We start from the raw sequence: 19355 nt of genomic DNA on the forward strand, positions 1-19355 counted from the left end.
GACCAGAGTTTCAGTGCCATCATCCATCTCGCTGCCGCCGTCATAAACTCACGATGAATCTCAACAAGCCCTAGAGCGCTTCACCGTTTCACGGAAACGGTGAACCGCTCTATCTCTTTGTTTTTACGCAATTCCGGACGGAAAACCGCTCACACTTTTCCTGGAATTGCTCTAACGCATCAAACCGGCCAAGCCGGTAAAGACGCGGCCCGGTGACGATGTGCCACCGGGCCGCGACGTCTCACAAGCCAGCCTACATGCCGAGCGAGGCTTTGTAGAGCTTGACCTGGTTTTCGCGGCCGATCTGGTCGGTCAGCTTTTCCCAGGCCGCGGCGATGGCGTCGGCGCCTTCCTGTGCCTTCATCTTGCCGGCGAAGGTGTTGGCCAGAATGTCCTCGGCGGCGGAGTAGTACTGGAAGATGCCGGGGATGCGCGGCTCGATCGCGGCGTTCGGGTGGTTGTAGGAATCGCCTTCCGACTTGAGATAGGAGGTGATGAAGGCCTCGTCGTAACCGGCCGCCACCCATTCCGGAATGTTGAAATGGGAGTTGCGGTAGGGCTGGAAGCCCGATGGGTACATCGCCGTCCAGATCGACAGGTCCTTGCCGCCGAGATGGGCGGCGGCGGACCATGCCGCCTTCTTCTTCTTTTCGTCCTTGTCGACGCGGGCCATGACATAGACGCCCCAGCCGAGATAGGCGCAGTTCGGCGCATAGTTCGGGCCGCTGGCAAGCTTGTCCCACTTGCCGGTCTTGGAGTTGTAGACGTCGTCGGAGCCCGGCAGGATCGAGAAGCCGGTGACGTCGCCGATGACCGAGGAGTCATTGGTCTTGACGTTCGAGCCGACGTCGCCCCACCAGGGGATCATCGAGCCGGTGCCAGCCAGGAACTGCTGGAAGGCCGTGGTGTTGGGATCCGCGTTGATCTGGTCGGCGGGCTCGGACGGCAGGGCGTCGATCACGTCCTGGATGGCACGCACCCAGGCGGGATTGTTGATGCGCGGCTTCATGGTGTCGGCATCGAACAGCCAGGCCTTGTCGTCGGGATGCTTGGCGTAGGCCGTGGCGCGGCTGCCGAGGAAGTAGAAGCCGAAACCGCCCCAGGGCTTGGGCGCGTCGAGATAGCCATAAACGTCCTGGCCCTTGAATTTCTTGCCCTTGAGGAACTTGGTGACGGCCTGCACTTCCTGCCAGGTCTTCGGCACCCCCCATTCGGTGGTGGCGCCGCTGTCCTTCCACTGCTTGGCGAGGTCGGCATCGGCGAACACGTCGGTGCGGTAGTTGAAGTTGTGCGTGTCGCCGTCGATGGTCACGCGATACTGCTTGCCGTCCCAGGTGCCGACCGGCGGCTTCAGGTAGTTGACGAGGTCGTCGAAGTCGATCTGCTTCTTGACCCAGTCGGGCATCTCGGAGGTGAGGCCCTTGCCGCAGACATCGCCTTCGAAGGGCGCACCCATCTCGATGATGTCGAAATCGACGGTGCCGGTGGCGATCGACTGCTGCAGGCGGGCGTTGTAGTCGGCCTGGGCGAGGTCGATCCAACTGATCTTGGCGCCCGTATAGGCCTCCCATGGCTTCAGGAAGCCGCGGAATAGCACATTGTGCAGGTTCTGGTTGTTGAGGCCCATGAAGGTCAGCTCGACACCGGCGAACTCGCCTTCCTTGACATTGGCCTTGGTCGCTTCGAGGCAGAGCTCGCCGACTTTCTGGAAGTCGGCGTCAGTGGGCTGGCCCTTGCCGACGCCCGGGATCTGCAGGATTTTCTTGCGCAGGTCGTCATCGGCTGCGGCCGGCCTCGTCAGCGCGCCGAGCCCGGCGCCGGAGGCGGCGGCGATCGCGGCCATGCTGGCAGCGCCCTTCAGCAGATCGCGGCGGTTCGCTCCGGCGCGCATCAGTTTTTCATACAGATCGACTCTCATCTACAGGTTCCTCCCAGAACAACAGCCATTGAATTGAAGTGCCAATCTCTCGGACGTCGAAACGTCTCTCGGTTCTCCTCGATCATACGGGGACGTGGGACCCCACCCTGCGTCGCCGGAGCTCCGATTTCAGGATAACAGGCCTGCTCTCGGATTGGCACTCGCCACTATTCGCGTAATCGATTACCTTGTCAACAAGATTGGCTTTTTATCTATAAGATACCGACTTGCCGTCGCCGTTGGCAATGGCTAGCTTCACCGCAAACGATAAAGGGGAGACGATGGCTCAAGTCGCGATCAGCAGTGTGGCCAAGGCGTTCGGAACCGTCAAGGTCCTGCATGAGGTCAGCGTCGATATTGCCGACGGACAGTTCGTCGTTCTGGTCGGTCCGTCAGGATGCGGCAAGTCCACGCTTTTGAGGATGGTGGCCGGGCTGGAGACCGTTTCCGGCGGTACGATTTCGATCGGCGACCGCGTCGTCAACAACCTGCCGCCGGCGAAGCGCGACATCGCCATGGTGTTCCAGAACTATGCGCTCTATCCGCACAAGACGGTGGAGCAGAACATGGCCTTCGCGCTGAAGCTGCGCGGCACCGATCCGGCCGTCGTCGCCGAACGCGTCAAGCGCGCCGCCGACATCCTCGACCTCGCGCCCTACCTCAAGCGCTACCCGCGCCAGCTTTCCGGCGGCCAGCGCCAGCGCGTCGCCATGGGCCGCGCCATCGTGCGCAATCCGCAGGTGTTCCTGTTCGACGAGCCGCTTTCCAACCTCGACGCCAAGCTGCGCGTGCAGATGCGCACCGAGATCAAGGAGCTGCACCAGCGGCTGAAGACGACCACCATCTACGTCACCCATGACCAGATCGAGGCCATGACCATGGCCGACAAGATCGTCGTGATGCGCGACGGCCGCATCGAGCAGGTCGGCGCCCCGCTTGAGCTGTTCGATCGGCCGGCGAACCTTTTCGTCGCCGGCTTCATCGGCTCGCCTTCGATGAACCTGCTCAAGGGCACTGTGAAGAAGGCTGAGAAGCCGGTCGTCGAGATCGCGGGCACGGCATTCCCGATGCCGTCGGGAGTTATCGCCGAGGATGGCCAGCCCGTTGTCTACGGCGTGCGGCCGGAGCATCTGGAGATCCATCCGGACGGCGTCGCATCCACCGTCTCGGTGGTCGAGCCGACAGGCTCCGAGACGCTGGCCTTCGTGCGCTTCGGCGAGGGCGAGATGGTGGCGCTGTTTCGCGAGCGCCACGACTTCAAGCCTGGCGACACGCTCAAGCTCAAGCCGCGTCTCGACCAGGTCCATCTCTTCGACGCCGGGACCGGCAAGCGTCTCTGACCGCACACAACCCTTCAAGAGGAAACCATGCTCAAAGGGATCAATCCGCTGCTCAATGCCGATGTGCTCCAGGCGCTGCGGGCGATGGGCCATGGCGACGACCTGATCATCGCCGACACCAATTTCCCGTCCGATTCCGTGGCGCGGCAAACCGTGCTCGGCAAGCTGTTGCGTATCGATGCGACGGCGGCCGAAGTGGTGAAGGCGGTGCTGTCGGTCTTGCCGCTGGATACTTTCGTCAACGATGCGGCGGCGCGCATGGAGATCGTCGGCAAGCCGAACGAAATCCCACCGGTGCAGAAGGAGGTGCAGAAGGAGATCGACGCGGCCGAGGGCAAGCCCTGGCCGATGATCTCGATCGAGCGCTATGCCTTCTACGAGCGCTCCAAGAAAGCCTATTGCGTGATCCAGACCGGCGAGCGCCGCTTCTATGGCTGCTTTGCCTTCCGCAAGGGCGTCGTGCCGCCGGATGCGGAGTAAGGACATGGCCACCGGCAAGCCTGTTGTGATCCTGGGTGTGTTCGTCGCCGACACCGCCTATCGCGCCGACCGCCAGCCGCGCCTGGGCGAGACGATCCTCGGCAATTCCTTCAAGCTCGGCCCGGGCGGCAAGGGATCGAACCAGGCCGTGGCCGCCGGCAAGCTCTGCGCCGACATCACCTTCCTGACGCGCCTCGGCGTCGATGCTTTCGCCGACATGGCCAAGCAGACCTGGAAGGACGCGGGCGTGAAAAGCGCCGTCATCGACACGCCGGACAGCTATACGGGCGCTGCCTATATCTTCGTCGAGGAAGGCAGCGGCAACAACGCCATCATCGTCAGCCCGGGCGCTGCAATGCTGATTTCCCCAGCCGACATCGAAGCGCGTGCCGAGCTCATCCGGTCCGCCGGCGTCTTCGTCACCCAACTCGAACAGCCGATCGACGCGGCATTGAAGGCACTGGAGATCGCGCGTGGAGCAGGGGTGACGACCATCCTCAATCCCGCGCCGGCCGCCAGCCTGCCCGACCGCATCTACGCGTTCTGCGACTATGTCACGCCCAACGAGACCGAAGCCGAAGGACTGACCGGCATCAAGGTTTCGTCGATCGACGACGCCCGCCGCGCCGCCGACGCTCTGCTGGCCAAGGGTGTCGGCGCCGTCATCGTGACGCTCGGCGAGAAGGGTGCGTTGCTGCACACCAAGGAACGATCCGAGCATGTCGGCGCGGTCAATGCCGGCCCGGTGGTCGAGACCACGGGGGCAGGTGACGCGTTCAATGGCGGCTTGGCCGCGGCCCTGGCAAAAGGCGTCGAGCCGCTGGAGGCCATCCGCTTTGCCTGCGCGGTCGCCGGCATTTCGGTGACGCGCCCCGGCACTGCGCCGTCCATGCCGACCCTCAAAGAGGTCGAAGCGCTGCTCGCCAGGGCCTGAGACCTCCCGCCGTCCATTTTTCGCGGCTTTGTTAGAGGCCGCTTATTCCGGAACGCTACTGAGGCGAGCGCGTTCATCGTCCTGTCGGCGGCGCCGATTTGGAACGGCAGGATGAAAAAGCCTTACGAAAAGCCCACGCTCGTGAAGCGTCAAAAGCTCACCGAACGGACGGCCCGGATTATCGCTTCCGGGGTTGTCCTGGGCGAATGATTTCCAAGGATAGATAGCGCTACAGAATCCTGCTGGTCAGCTCCAGCATCGTCGTTGCGCCTTGCTCGCTGCCGGGCATATGCACGACGCGCAGCACCCGCAGGTCCCTGCTCGACCCTTCGATCGGCATCGACACGCTTTCGCCCACCCGCGGCAATTCCTGGAAGGCGAGCTCGTCGATATCCCTGTCATCGTCGATGGAAATCCGACATCTCACAGCCATCTTTATCTCCCGTTTTTTCGCCCGTGGGCTGAACGGGACAAGGTTGGAATGGTTCCGAGAAAGACCTCAGCTGGCGAACCTGCCGCGATATTCGCGCGGCGTAAGCCCTTTCAACGCCTTGAATTGACGGCCGAAATTGGCCAGTGAGCGATAGCCGACAAGCTCGGCGATGTAGGCAATCGGCTTGTCTTCTTCCGTGAGAAGGGCGCAGGCTTCGCCGATGCGCAGCCGCGTCACATACTCGACCAGGGTCAAGCGCGTGTGCCGCGTGAACATGCGGTGAAAGCCTGACGGGCTGAGCGCGGCGAGGCGGGCGAGACGGTCGATGCTCAGATCGTCGGTGTAGTGCGCGTGCAGATAGTCCAGCACGCGATCTATGCGCGATCCGCTCGAGGCGATGGGCGAGGGCGAGCGGGACGGCGCAGTCAGCGGCTCGGCCTCGTCATCCCCGGCAAGCGTCAGCAGGACCGAAATGAGGTCGAGCAGCCGCTCCGCGGGCGGCTTGTCGAAGATCGCTTCGATACGCGCCCTGACGCGCCCGGTCGCGCCTTGCGAGAATTTCAGCCCGCGCGCCGATCTTTCCAGCAGGCCGGCGACCGGTCGCAGCTCCGTCAGGAGCCCGGTCAATCCACGTGCCCATTCGGGCCGGAACCAGATGACCATGACCAGATGCGGCCTGCCCACGTCGATCTTGCCCGAAGAAGACCATGTGTGCGGCAGGTTCGGGCCGAGCAGCACGAGATCGCCATCGTCATAGTTGCCGACATGGTCGCCGACGAAGCGGCGCCCGCGCGAGTTCAGGGTGAGCGTCAGTTCATACTCCGGATGATGGTGCCATTCGAAGGGAATGGTCGGGTCGCGCGGGACCCTTACCATCGACCATGAGGCGTCATCGGCGATTGTGACTTTCTCAAGATACGGCTTCATGGCGTGCCACCAAGGAATTTGCCTCGAACGGCATAGAAAGAATGATGGACGCCAGAATAGTATCATTGACGGCCTGTCAGGGACAACATGCAGGTCCGCCGTTCGGTTAGCCTCGTGTTCGACAAGACAAGATCGAGGAGGAAATCGATGGCCCACGCGAAGGACATCACCAAGGACGATCACCCGACGTCCAGCCGGGTAACGACCCAATTGTCCAGGATCAAGAAAACGCTTCCGCTGCGCGTGCTTTCAGAGGCGGATTTCGCCCACTGGCAAAAGCGAGGCTTCGTGATCGTGCGCAATGCAGTGCCAAAGGAAAATGTCGAGCGCCTCAAGGCGTTGCTTTGGCAATTCGAGGAAAAGGACCCCAGCGATCCGGCGACCTGGGATGTTACCCAGCGGCGCGACTATGCGCTGAAGGAAATCAACAACGCCGGCATGGTCGAGATCTACAACCACCAGTTCCTGTGGGACAATCGCATGGCGCGCCGCGTCTACGACGCCTTTGTCGACATCTGGGACATGGAGGATCTGTGGGTCGCGATCGACCGCGCCAACCTCAACACCCCCAACAAGGGCAGACGCGCATCCCCTGGTTTCATCCACTGGGACGCCGACACCTCGCTCGAGCCCAAGCCGATCTCGGTCCAGGGTGTGCTTTCGCTGGTTCACCAGGACGGCGGTGATATCGGCGGTTTCCAATGTGTGCCCTATCTGTTCGAGCATTTCGATGAATGGGTCAAAACCCAGCCAGCCGGCCGCGATCCGCACCACCCGGACATGAGGGGGATCGAGGACAGGATCGAGAAGCTCGAACTTTTCCCGGGCGACCTGATGATCTTCAATTCGCTCCTGGCGCATGGCGTGGCGCCGAACACGTCCGACGGCAAGGTGAGGATGGCGCAGTACATCTCCATGTTCCCGGCCGATGAGGGCGATCTCGGCGAGCGCGAGGCGCGGATCCGATCCTGGCGCGAGCGCGAGGCGCCGCGGCGCGCCGGCTTTGCGGGCGATCCGCGCGGGTGGGAGAAGAGAAACGCCGAGACGGCAAAGCTGACGCCGCTCGGCGAAAGGTTGCTGGGGCTGGTCAGCTGGAACGGATGATGGCGTTTTTAGGGGTCCGCTCCTCCACCATGCAGCACCGCAGGAGCAATCAATTCTCGGGAAGCGGCGACGGCTTGTCACTCAGGGTCCGCAGGTAAGCAATCAGGTTTGCTCGCTGGTTCTCGTCCCGCAGGCCCGGGAAAATCATGTCTGTTCCAGGCAATGCGAATGCCGGGTTTGAGATGAAGGAATTGAGATCTTCAAAGGTCCATGTGCCGCCCGCTTCCTTTAGAGCCGATGAATACGGGACATCGCCTTGTGAAGCTTTTGGTCGCCCTACAACGCCCCAAAGATTGACCCGTTTGGGAACCTTGAGGCCCGGCGCTGAAAGATGACAGACCCCGCATGTTTGGTCGAAAATCCCCTTGCCCGATTCAACGTTTGCCGATGCAAGTCGCGCCGAAATCGGCGCAATGGCCGGTCGTCCGGCGCCGTGATCCCGCAAGTAGGCGACGACGTCTTCGTGACCACCGAGCTTGGCCAGGTGTATGGGTGGATTTCCATTTGATGTCAGCGCGTTGACGTCTGCTCCAGCGTCCACGAGATGGATTACGCAACGAAGACAGCCTTTCTCGGCAGCCACGTGCAGCGGGGATTGCGATTTCGCCACCTGATTTGGGTCGGCTCCGTTATCCAGTAACAGCTTCACGATGTCTGGGTAGCCACCATTGTTGGCAGCGTAGAGGGGCGTTCTTTGCCAGCTGACGGGCATGTTAACGTCCGCCCCACGATCTATCAGAAGCTTTGCTATTTCGACATTCCCGCCCTCACAGGCGATATAGAGCGCCGTAACACCGTCAACTTCGTTGACGGCGGCGCCTTTGTCCAAGGCAGAAGCCACCCTCGCGGTGTCGCCGTGTCTGACAAGGTCACCCAAGCTGCTTGCTTGGACGGGCAGGGTAAAAAGCCAAAGAAACCACGAAGCCCATATTATCCACATGCTTGGACTGGTCATCGCATCCTCCGTGATGAGTTTTGCGCCCCTCCAACTGCGAGACAGCATCAATCGGCAGTGCCAGCATTGGCTGGCGTGCAATCACGCGGCCGACCCACTGCTGGGAAAAGCGCGGAAGGTTGGCTCGCACGGCGGCTCGGACTCTTGTAAAAATTAACTTTAGCAGATGCTTATATAAAGGCCAAGCGGACGGCCGAAGCGCTCTCGTTCGGCTGCCTACAAGGTCCCGTTCTTTCTCCCGCCAGTGTCAGGAGTCACTTTGGAATATAGCCATTTTGGGAAATGAATGGCGCGAGTGACGGGGCTCGAACCCGCGACCTCCGGCGTGACAGGCCGGCACTCTAACCGACTGAGCTACACCCGCGCACTGACGAGCACGTGTCAGCCGTGTTCGTCGTTGGGGCGCTGGATAAGGGGTTCGCCTGCGGGTGTCAAGCGCGGTATTCAAGCATTATAGCAATCAGGAGAAGGTTTTTTGACAGCGCCATTGAGCCTGGGAAAATCCGCACTGCAGGGCGCACGCCGTCCGTTCATTTGGCCTTGCGAATACGGCCCTAACTGCTTAAAGGTCCGCGCTCAAGCGGGCGATTAGCTCAGTTGGTAGAGCGCTTCGTTTACACCGAAGATGTCGGCGGTTCGAGCCCGTCATCGCCCACCAGTCCGCCGGACAAGCAGAACGCAGAATGCGGCAGCGGCCCTTGCCGGGCCGCCACCTTGTCGAGAGCCGGGTTCAGGCCGCTATTGCCTCACGTAGCAGCGCTTGTGGGCGCCCGGCGCGGGATCATCGCCGAAAGCGTTGTTGCCGCAGCGGACGCCGTTTCTGAAAACATTCTGCGTGTATTGGCCACGTGCGCCGTATCTGACCATCGCGCGGCCGCGGAAACCGCAGAACTCGCCCTCCCTGGCGCAGGCTACCCATTCGCCGCGGTCCGGGCGTGAGCCGTAATCATTGTCCCCGTAATTGTTGTCATCGCCATAACCGCCGCCGCGCGCCACGAAATAGCAGGCCTTGTCGCGGCCGGGAGCGGGGTCGCCAAAAAGGCGATTCGAGCAGGGCACGGACTGACGATCGAAAAACCGCGAGGTTGTTCGACCCCGTGCGCCGTAAACGACCTCCGTGGGATAGGGCAAGCGGCATATGCCGCCTTCATCGGCGCATCGCCGCAGCTGCTGCGCCGAGGCCGAGGTGGGGAAAAGGGCGGACGCCGCGGCGACCAGCCCGGCCAGACACATGAAGGCCAGCATCGTTCGGATCGAGACGTGAAAAGTTTTTAACACGAATTGTCTCCCGGTTTGGTTGTACGCAGGCATCCTATCGCAGACCGACTAAATGCGCGATGAATGCCTGATTGCTGTCGGGAGGCTATCATTAACTCGACGTGCGAGCGCAGAACGCCGGGTGGTTCCTACCGATGGCCCGGCTCAGTATTTGATGATCCGCCGCTCGACCAGAACCACCAGGCAGAACAGCGCGATCGACAGCGATGACGACAGAACGATCGCGGCGTAGAGCCGGTCGGACTGGTAATTGAAGGTGGCCTGGATGATCAGCGCGCCGAGCCCTTTGTCCGAGCCGATCCACTCGCCGACGATGGCGCCGATCACGGCGGTGGCTGACGAGATCCTCAGCGAAGAGAACAGCATCGGCAGGGCACGGGGTAGGCGCAGGCTCCAGAAAATCTCCGAGCGCGTCGCCGACAGTACCCGGAACAGCTCGTGTTCGTTGTCGCTGGCCGAATCGAGGCCGCGGATCATGTTCACCAGCGTTGGGAAGAAGCAGATCACCGCGGCGATGACGATCTTCGGCGTCATGCCGAGGCCGAAGATCAGGATGATGATCGGCGACAGCGCCAGGATCGGGATGGTGTTGAAGAAGAGCACGATCGGGAAATAGGCGGCTTGCAGGACGCGGCTGTGGACGAAGAGCACGGCCAGCAGCACGGCGGCCAGATCGCCGATGACGAAGCCGGCCACCGCTTCGATCAGCGTCGGCCTCAGATTATCGATGAGAAGCGTAAAATTCTTCTGGAAGACACCGAAGATCGCTGTCGGTGTCGGCACGATATAGGCCGGCACGCCGAGCAACGGCAGAATGTATTGCCAGGCAAGCAGGATCGAAGCCGCGCCCAGGACCGGAAGAGTGACGGTCATTTGCGGGGAAAGCGGCGCCTGTCTCACGATGCGTGCTCCAGCGCCACGCGCAGATCGGCCATGGCGACGACGATCGCCGGATCTTCGCGGCTGCAGCGATTGCCTTCCTGCTTGAAGGGCCGCATGTCGAGATCCTTGACGACGCGCCCAGGATTAGCGGCCAGCACGATGACGCGCTCGCCGAGATAGGCGGCTTCCGCAATCGAATGCGTGACGAACAGGATCGTCGTGCCGGTGCGCCGCCAGAGCGCCAGCAATTCGTCGTTCAATCGGTCGCGCGTGATCTCGTCCAGAGCGCCAAAGGGTTCGTCCATCAACAGCAATTTGGGCTCGCCGAGGAGGGCACGCGCGATCGCAACGCGCTGGCGCTGGCCGCCGGAGAGTTGGTGCGGCAGGCGCTCACTGAGCCCGCCGAGCCCCATCAATTCCAGCAGTTCGGCGCTGCGGTCCTCGATCTTTCGCGTCAGGCTGCGCTGGCCGACGCCAAGCGGCAGGCGCACATTGTCGCGCACCGTGCGCCAGGGCAGCAGTGTGGAATCCTGGAAAACGAAGCCGACATCGCGGCGCGAGCGCACCGTATGCGGCGTTTCGCCAAGCACGCTGATCGAGCCGCCGAGCGGGTCGATCAGATCCGCTACCACCCTGAGCAAGGTCGACTTGCCACAGCCGGACGGCCCCAGGATCGACAGGAAGGAACCGGCCGCGACAGTCAAGTCGAGGCCGGCGAGCACTTTGACGGCCGTCTGCCGGCCGCCATAGCCGACATCCAGCCGTCGGGCTTCGATCGCGCTTGGCATCATGCCGCGGGCGCGTCGAGCTTGGGCCGGTCGGCGGCGGAAAGCTCCAGGATCTTGGTGGTGTAGACATCCTTGGCGGCCGGCCGGCCGTTCGGATACTGGCCGACCTTGTCGAGCAGCGCCAACTGCTCGTCGATCGAGGCGGGATCGAACGTGCCCCAGCCGTCCCTGGCGGTGGCGCTGTCGAAGGAGAGTTTCAGCACCAGATTGACGGTCTTTTCCTCCCAGCCGAGATCCATTTCCGGATAGGCGGCGACCATCTTCTTGACCGCTTCCTGCGGGTTGGCGTGCACCCAGCCCCAGCCTTTGCCGACAGCGCCGATGAACTTCGCCAGCGTCCCGGGATCCTTCTCGATCGCCGCGTCGGTGGCGAAATAGACATCGGCGTAGGAGCTCAGCCCGAGGTCGCGCGTCAGGAGGTCGATGCGGTCGTCGCCGACGACGCTGAGCGCCTGGGTATTGGTGATCCAGCCGCCGATCGCGTCGACATCGCCCCGCACCAGCGGTGCCTTGTCGAAACCGACATTGACGATGATTACCTCCGACGGATCGATGCCGTTCTTGGCCAGGATCTCATCGATGACGAAGCGCGCCGTCGGCTGGATGCCGATCTTCTTGCCCTTGAGGTCGGCCACGCCGCGGATCGGTTTTGCGGGCTTGGACGTCAATGCATAAGGACCGGTGCGGAAGCCGCAGGCGATGATCTTGACCGGCACGCCGCTGGCGCGGGCGGAATAAAGCTGCGGCGTTTCCGAGAACTGGCCAAGCTGCGCGGCTCCTGAGATCACCGGCGGCACGGTTGACGCATTCGGGCCGCCGGGGCTGAATTCGACCTCCAACCCGGCATCCTTGAAATAGCCGTTGGCGACGGCCGCGATGTCGCCGATCTGTCCGTTGGACATCAGCCAATCATACTGGATGACGACCTTGCCCGCGGCCTTCGCGCCGGGCGTCAGCACTAGTTGCATGCCGGCCGACGCGGCCGCAACGGCTGCCATGCCGCCTTTCACGAAAGCGCGACGGTTCAATTCGAAGTCCCTGTTCCCATTCATTTTTTTGCTCCTGTTGCAGACTTTTCTCGTCTTTTCTTCAGGCGCCGTTCCCTTCGGCTCGGCGTCGTCTACGGCTGTTCGTCGTGGTAATCGCCAGGGCCGCCGTCGAGCCAGGCGTAAAGCTCCCAAAGTGTGCCGTCCGGGTCGGTGAAATAGGCGCAGCGCGCATTCCAGACATAGTTTTCGGGCGGGCCGTAGAAGGGCACGCCCTTGGCGCTCAGTTCGCCATGCAGCCGGTCGATATCGGCTGGCGTGTCGAGCTGCACGGCGACGCAGACTTTGTGCGCGTGGCGCGGCGATCTCAGGTTGGACACGCCGGTATGCCGGTTGATGTGGTCGAGCTCCCAGGCGGCGAGCGTGACGCCCTCGCCATGGAAATCGGCAAAGCCCTCGGCGCGGCGGCGCAGGCGGAAGCCGAGTTTTTCAACGTAGAAATCGACCGTCCTGTCGATGTTTTCGACCAGCAGGCAGACGTCGGAGATGCGGGTGATGCTTGCCGGCATGGCTATTTCGCTCCGTTGGCTTTCGAGAGCGGCAGCTTGACGCCGACGCGGTTGGCCGCACCGACGATGTGCGCGCGCATCGCCGCTTCCGCCGCCTCCGGATCGCCCGCCACCAGGGCGTCATAGATGCGCACATGCTCGCCGACATTGATCTCCACGAGGTCGTGCAGCGGATTGGTCATGCGCGCGTAGTGGATCGAGTGACGGATCTGCTCGCAGACGAAGGAAATGAAGGTGTGGATGTAGCTGTTGCCGGTGGCGCGCGCGATCTCGCGGTGGAAGAGCAGGTCGGCGTCGATGCTGCCTTCCTCCCAACGCTCTTCGCCGCCCATGCGGCCGAGTGCCGCCTTGATCGAATCGAGATGTTCCTGATTGCGCCGCGCCGCTGCCAGCGCCGCCGATTCGGCTTCGAGGATGCAGCGCAGCTCGAACAGCCGCTCCATGTTGTGCGTGTCCTTGAGCGCCTCGCGGTCGATGCGGATCGCGGCCCGCTGCTCAAGCGCCAGCACGAAAGCGCCGATGCCCTGGCGCGCCTCGATCATGCCATCGGCACGAAGCTGGGCGATCGCTTCGCGCACCACATTGCGGCTGACGCCGAATTTTTCCGACAGTTCCTGCTCGGTCGGCAGCCGTGCGCCGGGGTTCAGCTCGCCCGATTCGATCTCGCGACTGAGGAAAGCCGCGACACGATGCGGCAAGGTTTCGATGGTACCGATGGCGGCCAGTCTTTGCTTCATGGAAAAGTTTCCGTCGCGGGCAACAGACAGCCGGGATTCATCAGGCCCTTGGGGTCAAGGGCGCTCTTCAGCGCCGCGACCATGCGGCGATGCGCCGGCGAGAGTCCGGCCCAGAATTCCTTGCGGCGGCTGCGGCCGATGCCGTGCTCCGCGCTGATCGAGCCGCCGAGGCCGACGGCGATTTCATAGAGCCCGGCAATGACCTCAGCGCCACGTGCACGAGCCTCGTACTCGGCAAGGTCGAGAGGCGGCAGCACGTTGAAATGGATATTGCCGTCGCCGGCGTGGCCGTAGGCGAGGGGGATCCAGCCGGGATGGTCGTTCGCGACGAAGCGGCGGGCCTGCTCGATCAGGGCCGGGATGTCGGAAATCCTCACCGACAGATCGGTGCGCACATGATAGCCACGCCTGGCTTGGCCTTCGACGAGACCTTCCCGGATGGCCCAAAAACTCCTGGCCTGCGCGGTGCTTGCGGCGAGAGCCGCGTCGGTCACCAGGCCGTTCTCCATGGCTTCGGCGAGAAAGCCGGCAAGCAGACTGTTGAGGTCGATGGCGGCGCCGGACGACAATTCGATGAGCACCTGGACGGGCGCCGAGACCGGCGCTCCCAATGCGGGGTCGATCAGCCGGGCGAGCTCGATGCATTCCGAGCCGATGATCTCGAAAGCGGAGATTAGGTCCGAACAGTCGCGGCGCGCCCCGTTGAACAGCTCAACGGCCGCCTCGAACGAGGCCAGGCCGAGATAGGCGGTCTCTGTTTTGGCCGGTTTCGGAAACAGCTTGACCTCGACACCCGTAATGATGCCGAGCGTGCCCTCTGAGCCGATGAAAAGCTGCTTCAGGTCGTAGCCGCTGTTGTTCTTGCGAAGGCCGGAGAAGCCGTTCCACAGTTCGCCATCCGCTAGCACAACCTCTAGCCCGAGGATCAGGTCGCGCGCCATGCCGTAGCGCAGCACGTTGACGCCGCCCGCATTGGTCGCCGCATTGCCGCCGATCTGGCAGCTGCCTTGCGCGCCGAGCGCCAGCGGGAACAGGCAATCCTTCGTCTCGCAAGCATCCTTGATCGTCTGCAGCACACAACCGGCGTCGGCGCGCAGCGTGAAGTTTTTCGTATCGATCTGCCGGATAGCGTTCAGCCGCTCGAGGCTGACGACGACCAGGCCGCCACCTTTGTTGTCGATCGCGCCCGATACCAGTCCGGTGTTGCCGCCCTGCGGAACGACACCCAGCCCGAGCTCATTGCATAGGCGCATCAGCGCCTGGACCTCGGCCACCGATGCGGGCCGCAGCACGGCCAGGGCGTTGCCGCGATAATCGCCGGTCCAGTCGCCCAGATATTTCGCCATTCCAGCCGGCTCCACGGCGATGCCGTTTCGGCCGACTGCGCCTTCCATGGCGCTGAGGATTTCCGGCGAGAGGCGATGAACGGTCATGAAAGTTCATGTCTGGATATCGGGTGATGCATATCATCCTACAACTTAATTCGAGTCAACGGTTTCTTCCCTGAACGGTGGATATCAGCGACCTTTCCTATGGTGGATGCGGTGGTTGATCCATGTCGCCGGCAAGGAGGCGTGCATAGGCCCTGCCGATGCGTGGTTCTGGCCGATTGCCGACCGTCAAAACCACCGCGATGGTGGGCGGCAGGGGAAGCTGCGGCTCGTCCCCGACCAGATCGATCCGGTGAGGAGAAAAGATGATTGAACTGCCTTTTGCCCGCGAAGAGTACCAGCGGCGGCTCGCAAGAATCCGCGCCGAGATGGCAAAGCGCGGCATCGAACTCCTGATCGTCAACGACGTGGCCAACCAGCATTACATCACCGGCTATGACGGCTGGTCGTTCTACACGCCGCAGGTGGTGCTTGTTCCGATCGAGGATGCCGAGCCTGTCTGGATCGGCCGCGCCATGGATGCGGCCGGCGGCTTGCTGACGGCCTGGATGAAGCCGGAAAACGTGGTCGGATTTCCGGAGGACCATGTCCAGCGCGCCGATCGGCATCCCATGGACTGGATCGCGGCGTGGATCGTCGCCAAGGGCTGGGGCAGCCGCGACATCGGCATCGAGCTCGAAGCCTATTATTTTTCACCGAAGGCGCATGCGCGGCTCGTCGCCGGATTGCCCAATGCGAAATGGCACGACGCCGACCTGCTCGTGAACTGGATCCGCGCGGTGAAATCGGCGCCGGAAATCGCTTATCTGCGCAAGGCATCGAGGCTGGCTGAGGCGGCGGTCGCGCGGGCCTACGAAGTCATTGCGCCGGGTGTGCGCGAATGCGATGCGATTGCTTCCATCCAGGCGGCGCAGATTGCCGGAAGTCCCGATTTCGCCGGCGATATCACGGCGCTGCCGCCGACGATCCTCGGCGGCGAAAACGCTTCCGCGCCGCACATCATGTGGAGCGACCGTCGGTTCGGAAAGGACGAAACGATCGCGCTTGAGCTAGCCGGCGTCTGCCGCCGCTATGCCGCCGGGCTCGCCAGGACGATGCAGCTCGGCAAGACGCCGACCCGCGTCGCGGGCACGGCAAAGGCTGTGATCGAGGGCATGGATGCGGTGCTCGATACGGTGCGGCCGGGTACGTCCGCCGAAGCGGTCGAAGCTGCCTGGCGCAAGGTTATCCAGCGCCACGGGCTGAAGAAGGAATCGCGCATCGGCTACTCCATCGGCGTTGCCTATCCGCCGGATTGGGGCGAGCATACGATCAGCCTGCGGCCCGGCGACAAGACGGTGCTCCAACCCGGCAATGTCGTCCACTCCATCCTGGGCATGTGGATGGACGGCTGGGGCATCGAGATCAGCGAGACCATTCTCGTGACCGATACCGGCAACGAAACGCTGACGAAGTTCCCGCGCGATATCCATGTCAAAGCCTGACCGGCCGTCTTCAGCAAGCGATACCGCGGCCGACATCGATGGCGGAATTCTCGATCGGATGATCGAGATCCGCCGTCACTTGCATCGTCACCCGGAGCTTTCAAACCGCGAGGCGGGCACGCAACGCTATTTGCGGGAGATGCTCGCAAGCGAAGGTATCGCCGACATCCGCGACGTCGCCGGCTATGGGCTTGCAGTCGATATCATCGGCACCGGCAGGTCGTCCAACCGCAAGCTCGCCATTCGCGCCGACATAGACGCCTTGCCGATCGAAGAGGAATCCGGCGTCGATTATGCGTCGGAAAATCCAGGCGTGATGCATGCCTGCGGCCACGACGCCCATGCCGCGATGGGCTTTGCGGTGGCAGCGCATCTGCATCGCTCACGCGAAAGTTTCGGCGGGACCGTTCGGCTCATCTTCCAGCCGGCCGAGGAAGACGAGCCGTCAGGAGGCAAGCGGGTGGTGGAGGAGGGACTTCTCGACGACGTCGACGCGGCGATCTGCGTCCACGTCGATCCGTACACGCTTTCCGGCAAGGTCGCCGTCGGCTCCGGGCCCTACACTCTGGCATGCGACACGTTCGACGTGCTGGTCACCGGCTCGGCGGCGCATGCGGCAAAGCCCTATGAAGGTGTCGACGCGCTGACTGTCGCCTGCTCCATGGTGAGCGAATTGCAGAAGATCGTTTCGCGCGAGACCGATCCCTATGATCCGCTGGTCATTTCGGTGACCGCCATCAATGGCGGCAATGCCTACAATGTCACCGCCGGCAAGGTCGCGTTGAAAGGCACAATACGCAGCGGCAATGATGCCACCCGCGAGCGCGCCTGGCGCCGGGTTCGCGAGGTGCTGGAGGGCGTAGCGGTCAGCCATAGCGCCAAGGTGAAGGTCGACATCCATCGCGGCGAACCCGGCGTCGTCAACGATGTCGAAATGGCCGAACTGATCCTTGCCAGCGCCAAGGGCAGCATCGGCGCGGACAATGTCCTCACCATGCCCGGCTGGAGCATCGCCGATGACTTCGGCTACTACAGCGAGAAGCGTCCGTCGGTCTATTTCCGGCTCGGCATCCGCAACGAGGAGGTCGGATCGGTCTATCCGCTTCACCATTCCCGGTTTCGCGTCGACGAGGCCGCGTTGAAGAACGGCGTCCTTACGTTGGTTTCCGCGGCAACGATGTACCTGGCCGGGCAGGAGAATCCTGGCGTCTAGCGAGGACCGCCAATCTGTTAGAGGTACTGCGCGACCTTCTTGCCGACAGTCAGGAAGCGCAGCGGGTCGACCGCCTCGCCGTCGTGACGCACTTCGTAGTGGAGGTGCGGCCCGGTCGAACGGCCGCTGCTGCCGGTCTTGCCGATGACCTCCCCGGCGGCGAGTTTCTGGCCGACACTCACATCGATCTCGCTCAAATGCCCGTAACGTGTGGCAAAGCCGTTGCCGTGGTCGACCTCGACCATGCGGCCGTAGCCGCCGGCCCAGCCGGCCCTGGTGACGGTGCCGGCGGCCGTGACCTTGGCCGGCATGCCGATCGGCGCCCTGAAATCCATTCCCGTATGCAAGGCGGCGGTGCCGAGGATCGGGTCGGTGCGCACACCGAACGGGCTGGTCACTGTATGGCCCGGAGCGGGGTTGGCGAGCGGCAGCTTGCGCGCCTCCTTCTTGACCCCGTCGAGCGCATCGAGTGCCTCGTCCAGTTCCTTGACCTTGCTGTCGAAAACCATCGAGGGATCAATCGGAACCAGTGGGCCGCCGACGTCGCTCTTGCCGAACTCGCTGTCGACCGGCAGGCCCGCCGCTTCCAGCGCCTGGGCGATGGCGTCGGCATTCTTGTAGGCGTTGTCGGCAAGCGTGGTGATGCGCGAAAGCTGCTGGTTCTCGATGGCCTTCAGCGACGTATTGATCGAGACGAACAGCTTGTCGGCGCGATCGGCGGCCGTTTCGCCGTCAAGCGGGTCGGACCTTGTCGACCAGAGCGAGAAGGGCCTGGTGTCGCCGGCGCTCAAGGATGCGACGGAATAGGTCGGCGCCTGCGAAAGGCTGCCGGTGACCTCTGGATTTGCGTCTGGCTTAGGCGCCGCTGCGCTCGTCGCGGGAACGTCGCCGACCTCGTTCTCGGCGCGCTCGAGGATCGGCCCAAGCCGTCCGTGCCGCTCGCTGAGCTGGGTCTGCCTGGCCAGCAGCTCGCTGACCTTGGTCTCCATCAGCTGCTGATCGAGAAGCTGGCGGCTGGTGATGCGGTCGACCTGGGCGCGAAGGGCCGAGATGCGGTCCTCATAGGCCTGCTGCATGCGCGCCTGTCTTGCCGTCGTGGCGCCGATCAGGTCGTCGCGCAGCACCAGATAGGAAGTCGCGAGCAAATAGCCGATGGCGATCGCCGCCAGGGCCGAGCCGATGAGGGCGGCGAGCCAGGGGCGGATGGTGAAATGCCTTATCTCGTTGCCCCGGGCGATGATGACCGTGTGCGGTTCCTTACGCCTGCCGAAGACAGCTGACTGACCGGTTGGTTTCACGGGGACCAAGCTTTCGTTACGGGACCAACGACAAGCCTGATTACACATTATTAGGGTTAACAAAGTTTTGCCGGCCGGGATCTCGGCGCAATCTTTGCCCGCATCGCGAGTGCGAGGTTGTGATAAGACGTGTCGGCGGCTCAGAGCGCGCGGGCGGCCTCAAGCACCTCTTCGGCGTGGCCTTTGACGCGAACCTTGCGCCAGACGCGGGCGATCCGCCCATCCTTGCCGATCAGGAAGGTGGCGCGCTCGACACCCATATATTTGCGCCCGTACATCGTCTTCTCGACCCACAACTGATAGGCCTCGATCACTTTGCGCTCCTCGTCGGCGATGAGATCGACGGTGAGATCGTACTTCGCCTTGAATTTGTCGTGTTTCTTCACGCTATCGGGCGACAGCCCGATCACCACGGCGCCAGCCTTCTCGAACTCCGGCTTCAACTGCGAGAAGCTGATGGCCTCGGCGGTGCAACCTGTGGTGTCGTCCTGCGGATAGAAGTAGAGTACAACCGGCTTACCCCGGAGCGCGGCGAGGCTGAAAGAGCCGCCGCCGTCACGCGGAAGATCGAATTGGGGCGCTGCGTCGCCCACGTCGAGATCAGCCATATCGATGCCCTTGTTTGCGGTTACGCGCGG

Annotated in this window: 20 protein-coding genes and 2 tRNA genes; 8 read left to right on the forward strand and 14 right to left on the reverse strand. The window is 62.9% G+C overall.

Features of this window, described 5'->3' with window-relative positions:
* Positions 1–253 precede the first annotated feature (253 nt).
* Complete coding sequence (locus tag FJ418_RS28430; RefSeq protein ID WP_140647812.1) at positions 254–1918, reverse strand: sugar ABC transporter substrate-binding protein; 1665 nt, start codon at positions 1916–1918, stop codon at positions 254–256.
* Positions 1919–2199: 281 nt separating this feature from the next.
* Here FJ418_RS28430 and ugpC point away from each other — a divergent pair, with 281 nt between their 5' ends.
* Genes ugpC through rbsK form a run of 3 tightly spaced genes read left to right on the forward strand, consistent with a single transcriptional unit; the run spans position 2200 to position 4672 of the window.
* A complete protein-coding gene (gene ugpC, locus FJ418_RS28435; protein WP_140871383.1) occupies positions 2200–3258 on the forward strand; it encodes a sn-glycerol-3-phosphate ABC transporter ATP-binding protein UgpC in 1059 nt (352 codons plus the stop codon).
* 27 nt (positions 3259–3285) lie between these two features.
* The gene (locus FJ418_RS28440; protein WP_140677348.1) at positions 3286–3738 is read left to right on the forward strand and encodes an RbsD/FucU family protein; all 453 of its coding nucleotides are present in this window, start codon (positions 3286–3288) and stop codon (positions 3736–3738) included.
* 4 nt (positions 3739–3742) lie between these two features.
* Entirely contained in the window at positions 3743–4672 is a 930-nt protein-coding gene (gene rbsK / locus FJ418_RS28445) for a ribokinase (RefSeq protein ID WP_140871385.1), read from the forward strand.
* Positions 4673–4901: 229 nt separating this feature from the next.
* Here rbsK and FJ418_RS28450 read toward each other — a convergent pair whose 3' ends face one another.
* The gene (locus tag FJ418_RS28450; protein ID WP_140871388.1) at positions 4902–5105 is read right to left on the reverse strand and encodes a hypothetical protein; all 204 of its coding nucleotides are present in this window, start codon (positions 5103–5105) and stop codon (positions 4902–4904) included.
* Between the two features lie 66 nt (positions 5106–5171).
* Positions 5172–6032, reverse strand: coding sequence for an AraC family transcriptional regulator (locus FJ418_RS28455; RefSeq protein WP_140871391.1), 861 nt, complete (start codon positions 6030–6032; stop codon positions 5172–5174).
* A gap of 147 nt (positions 6033–6179) precedes the next feature.
* On the opposite strand from FJ418_RS28455, the gene FJ418_RS28460 reads away from it, so the two are divergent.
* Positions 6180–7136: a phytanoyl-CoA dioxygenase family protein gene (locus tag FJ418_RS28460; protein WP_140871394.1), complete on the forward strand. Its 957-nt coding sequence runs from the start codon at positions 6180–6182 to the stop codon at positions 7134–7136.
* A gap of 49 nt (positions 7137–7185) precedes the next feature.
* Here FJ418_RS28460 and FJ418_RS28465 read toward each other — a convergent pair whose 3' ends face one another.
* Both FJ418_RS28465 and FJ418_RS28470 read right to left on the reverse strand, forming a co-directional pair.
* Complete coding sequence (locus tag FJ418_RS28465; RefSeq protein ID WP_181167124.1) at positions 7186–8091, reverse strand: ankyrin repeat domain-containing protein; 906 nt, start codon at positions 8089–8091, stop codon at positions 7186–7188.
* A gap of 287 nt (positions 8092–8378) precedes the next feature.
* Positions 8379–8455: transfer RNA gene (locus tag FJ418_RS28470), tRNA-Asp, on the reverse strand.
* Between the two features lie 218 nt (positions 8456–8673).
* Here FJ418_RS28470 and FJ418_RS28475 point away from each other — a divergent pair.
* A tRNA-Val gene (locus FJ418_RS28475) sits at positions 8674–8749 on the forward strand.
* An 80-nt stretch (positions 8750–8829) separates the two neighbouring features.
* Here the strand turns inward: FJ418_RS28475 and FJ418_RS28480 are convergent.
* From FJ418_RS28480 to FJ418_RS28510, 7 genes are all read right to left on the reverse strand, one after another.
* Positions 8830–9369 carry a hypothetical protein gene (locus FJ418_RS28480; RefSeq protein ID WP_348639925.1) on the reverse strand — a complete coding sequence of 180 codons (540 nt, stop codon included), beginning with the start codon at positions 9367–9369 and terminating at the stop codon, positions 8830–8832.
* 144 nt (positions 9370–9513) lie between these two features.
* Positions 9514–10269, reverse strand: a complete 756-nt coding sequence (locus tag FJ418_RS28485; protein ID WP_140650919.1) for an ABC transporter permease — start codon at positions 10267–10269, stop codon at positions 9514–9516.
* The gene (locus tag FJ418_RS28490; RefSeq protein WP_140651283.1) at positions 10266–11039 is read right to left on the reverse strand and encodes an ABC transporter ATP-binding protein; all 774 of its coding nucleotides are present in this window, start codon (positions 11037–11039) and stop codon (positions 10266–10268) included. Before FJ418_RS28490 ends, FJ418_RS28485 begins: the two co-directional genes overlap by 4 nt.
* Positions 11039–12091, reverse strand: a complete 1053-nt coding sequence (locus FJ418_RS28495; protein ID WP_181167125.1) for an ABC transporter substrate-binding protein — start codon at positions 12089–12091, stop codon at positions 11039–11041. Before FJ418_RS28495 ends, FJ418_RS28490 begins: the two co-directional genes overlap by 1 nt.
* Before the next feature lie 68 nt (positions 12092–12159).
* The gene (locus FJ418_RS28500; RefSeq protein ID WP_181167126.1) at positions 12160–12594 is read right to left on the reverse strand and encodes a VOC family protein; all 435 of its coding nucleotides are present in this window, start codon (positions 12592–12594) and stop codon (positions 12160–12162) included.
* A 2-nt stretch (positions 12595–12596) separates the two neighbouring features.
* Positions 12597–13331 (reverse strand): FadR/GntR family transcriptional regulator, encoded by a 735-nt coding sequence (locus FJ418_RS28505; RefSeq protein WP_140871400.1) that lies wholly within the window; start codon positions 13329–13331, stop codon positions 12597–12599.
* Positions 13328–14764, reverse strand: coding sequence for an FAD-binding oxidoreductase (locus FJ418_RS28510; RefSeq protein ID WP_246683251.1), 1437 nt, complete (start codon positions 14762–14764; stop codon positions 13328–13330). The genes FJ418_RS28505 and FJ418_RS28510 overlap by 4 nt, the downstream gene beginning before the upstream one ends.
* A 115-nt stretch (positions 14765–14879) precedes the next feature.
* Here FJ418_RS28510 and FJ418_RS32110 point away from each other — a divergent pair, with 115 nt between their 5' ends.
* Genes FJ418_RS32110 through FJ418_RS28520 form a run of 3 tightly spaced genes read left to right on the forward strand, consistent with a single transcriptional unit; the run spans position 14880 to position 17419 of the window.
* Positions 14880–15035 carry a hypothetical protein gene (locus tag FJ418_RS32110; protein WP_181167127.1) on the forward strand — a complete coding sequence of 52 codons (156 nt, stop codon included), beginning with the start codon at positions 14880–14882 and terminating at the stop codon, positions 15033–15035.
* Positions 15028–16206, forward strand: a complete 1179-nt coding sequence (locus tag FJ418_RS28515) for a M24 family metallopeptidase (protein ID WP_140871403.1) — start codon at positions 15028–15030, stop codon at positions 16204–16206. Before FJ418_RS32110 ends, FJ418_RS28515 begins: the two co-directional genes overlap by 8 nt.
* The gene (locus FJ418_RS28520) at positions 16193–17419 is read left to right on the forward strand and encodes an amidohydrolase (RefSeq protein WP_140871406.1); all 1227 of its coding nucleotides are present in this window, start codon (positions 16193–16195) and stop codon (positions 17417–17419) included. The genes FJ418_RS28515 and FJ418_RS28520 overlap by 14 nt, the downstream gene beginning before the upstream one ends.
* 17 nt (positions 17420–17436) lie before the next feature.
* Here FJ418_RS28520 and FJ418_RS28525 read toward each other — a convergent pair whose 3' ends face one another.
* Positions 17437–18717, reverse strand: coding sequence for a M23 family metallopeptidase (locus FJ418_RS28525; protein WP_140871409.1), 1281 nt, complete (start codon positions 18715–18717; stop codon positions 17437–17439).
* 140 nt (positions 18718–18857) lie between these two features.
* On the reverse strand, positions 18858–19325 hold the full coding sequence (locus FJ418_RS28530; protein ID WP_140647802.1) for a peroxiredoxin: 468 nt from the start codon (positions 19323–19325) through the stop codon (positions 18858–18860).
* Between the last annotated feature and the right edge of the window lie 30 nt (positions 19326–19355).

This window comes from Mesorhizobium sp. B2-8-3, from assembly GCF_006440815.1.
Taxonomy (GTDB): Bacteria; Pseudomonadota; Alphaproteobacteria; order Rhizobiales; family Rhizobiaceae; genus Mesorhizobium.

Bases quoted from the DNA above. Each gene is read 5' to 3' on its own strand.
- FJ418_RS28430 (WP_140647812.1), bottom strand. From the start codon at position 1,918: ATGAGAGTCGATCTGTATGAAAAACTGATGCGCGCCGGAGCGAACCGC.
- ugpC (WP_140871383.1), top strand. From the start codon at position 2,200: ATGGCTCAAGTCGCGATCAGCAGTGTGGCCAAGGCGTTCGGAACCGTC.
- FJ418_RS28440 (WP_140677348.1), top strand. From the start codon at position 3,286: ATGCTCAAAGGGATCAATCCGCTGCTCAATGCCGATGTGCTCCAGGCG.
- rbsK (WP_140871385.1), top strand. From the start codon at position 3,743: ATGGCCACCGGCAAGCCTGTTGTGATCCTGGGTGTGTTCGTCGCCGAC.
- FJ418_RS28450 (WP_140871388.1), bottom strand. From the start codon at position 5,105: ATGGCTGTGAGATGTCGGATTTCCATCGACGATGACAGGGATATCGAC.
- FJ418_RS28455 (WP_140871391.1), bottom strand. From the start codon at position 6,032: ATGAAGCCGTATCTTGAGAAAGTCACAATCGCCGATGACGCCTCATGG.
- FJ418_RS28460 (WP_140871394.1), top strand. From the start codon at position 6,180: ATGGCCCACGCGAAGGACATCACCAAGGACGATCACCCGACGTCCAGC.
- FJ418_RS28465 (WP_181167124.1), bottom strand. From the start codon at position 8,091: ATGACCAGTCCAAGCATGTGGATAATATGGGCTTCGTGGTTTCTTTGG.
- FJ418_RS28490 (WP_140651283.1), bottom strand. From the start codon at position 11,039: ATGCCAAGCGCGATCGAAGCCCGACGGCTGGATGTCGGCTATGGCGGC.
- FJ418_RS28495 (WP_181167125.1), bottom strand. From the start codon at position 12,091: ATGAATGGGAACAGGGACTTCGAATTGAACCGTCGCGCTTTCGTGAAA.
- FJ418_RS28500 (WP_181167126.1), bottom strand. From the start codon at position 12,594: ATGCCGGCAAGCATCACCCGCATCTCCGACGTCTGCCTGCTGGTCGAA.
- FJ418_RS28505 (WP_140871400.1), bottom strand. From the start codon at position 13,331: ATGAAGCAAAGACTGGCCGCCATCGGTACCATCGAAACCTTGCCGCAT.
- FJ418_RS28510 (WP_246683251.1), bottom strand. From the start codon at position 14,764: ATGACCGTTCATCGCCTCTCGCCGGAAATCCTCAGCGCCATGGAAGGC.
- FJ418_RS28515 (WP_140871403.1), top strand. From the start codon at position 15,028: ATGATTGAACTGCCTTTTGCCCGCGAAGAGTACCAGCGGCGGCTCGCA.
- FJ418_RS28520 (WP_140871406.1), top strand. From the start codon at position 16,193: ATGTCAAAGCCTGACCGGCCGTCTTCAGCAAGCGATACCGCGGCCGAC.
- FJ418_RS28530 (WP_140647802.1), bottom strand. From the start codon at position 19,325: ATGGCTGATCTCGACGTGGGCGACGCAGCGCCCCAATTCGATCTTCCG.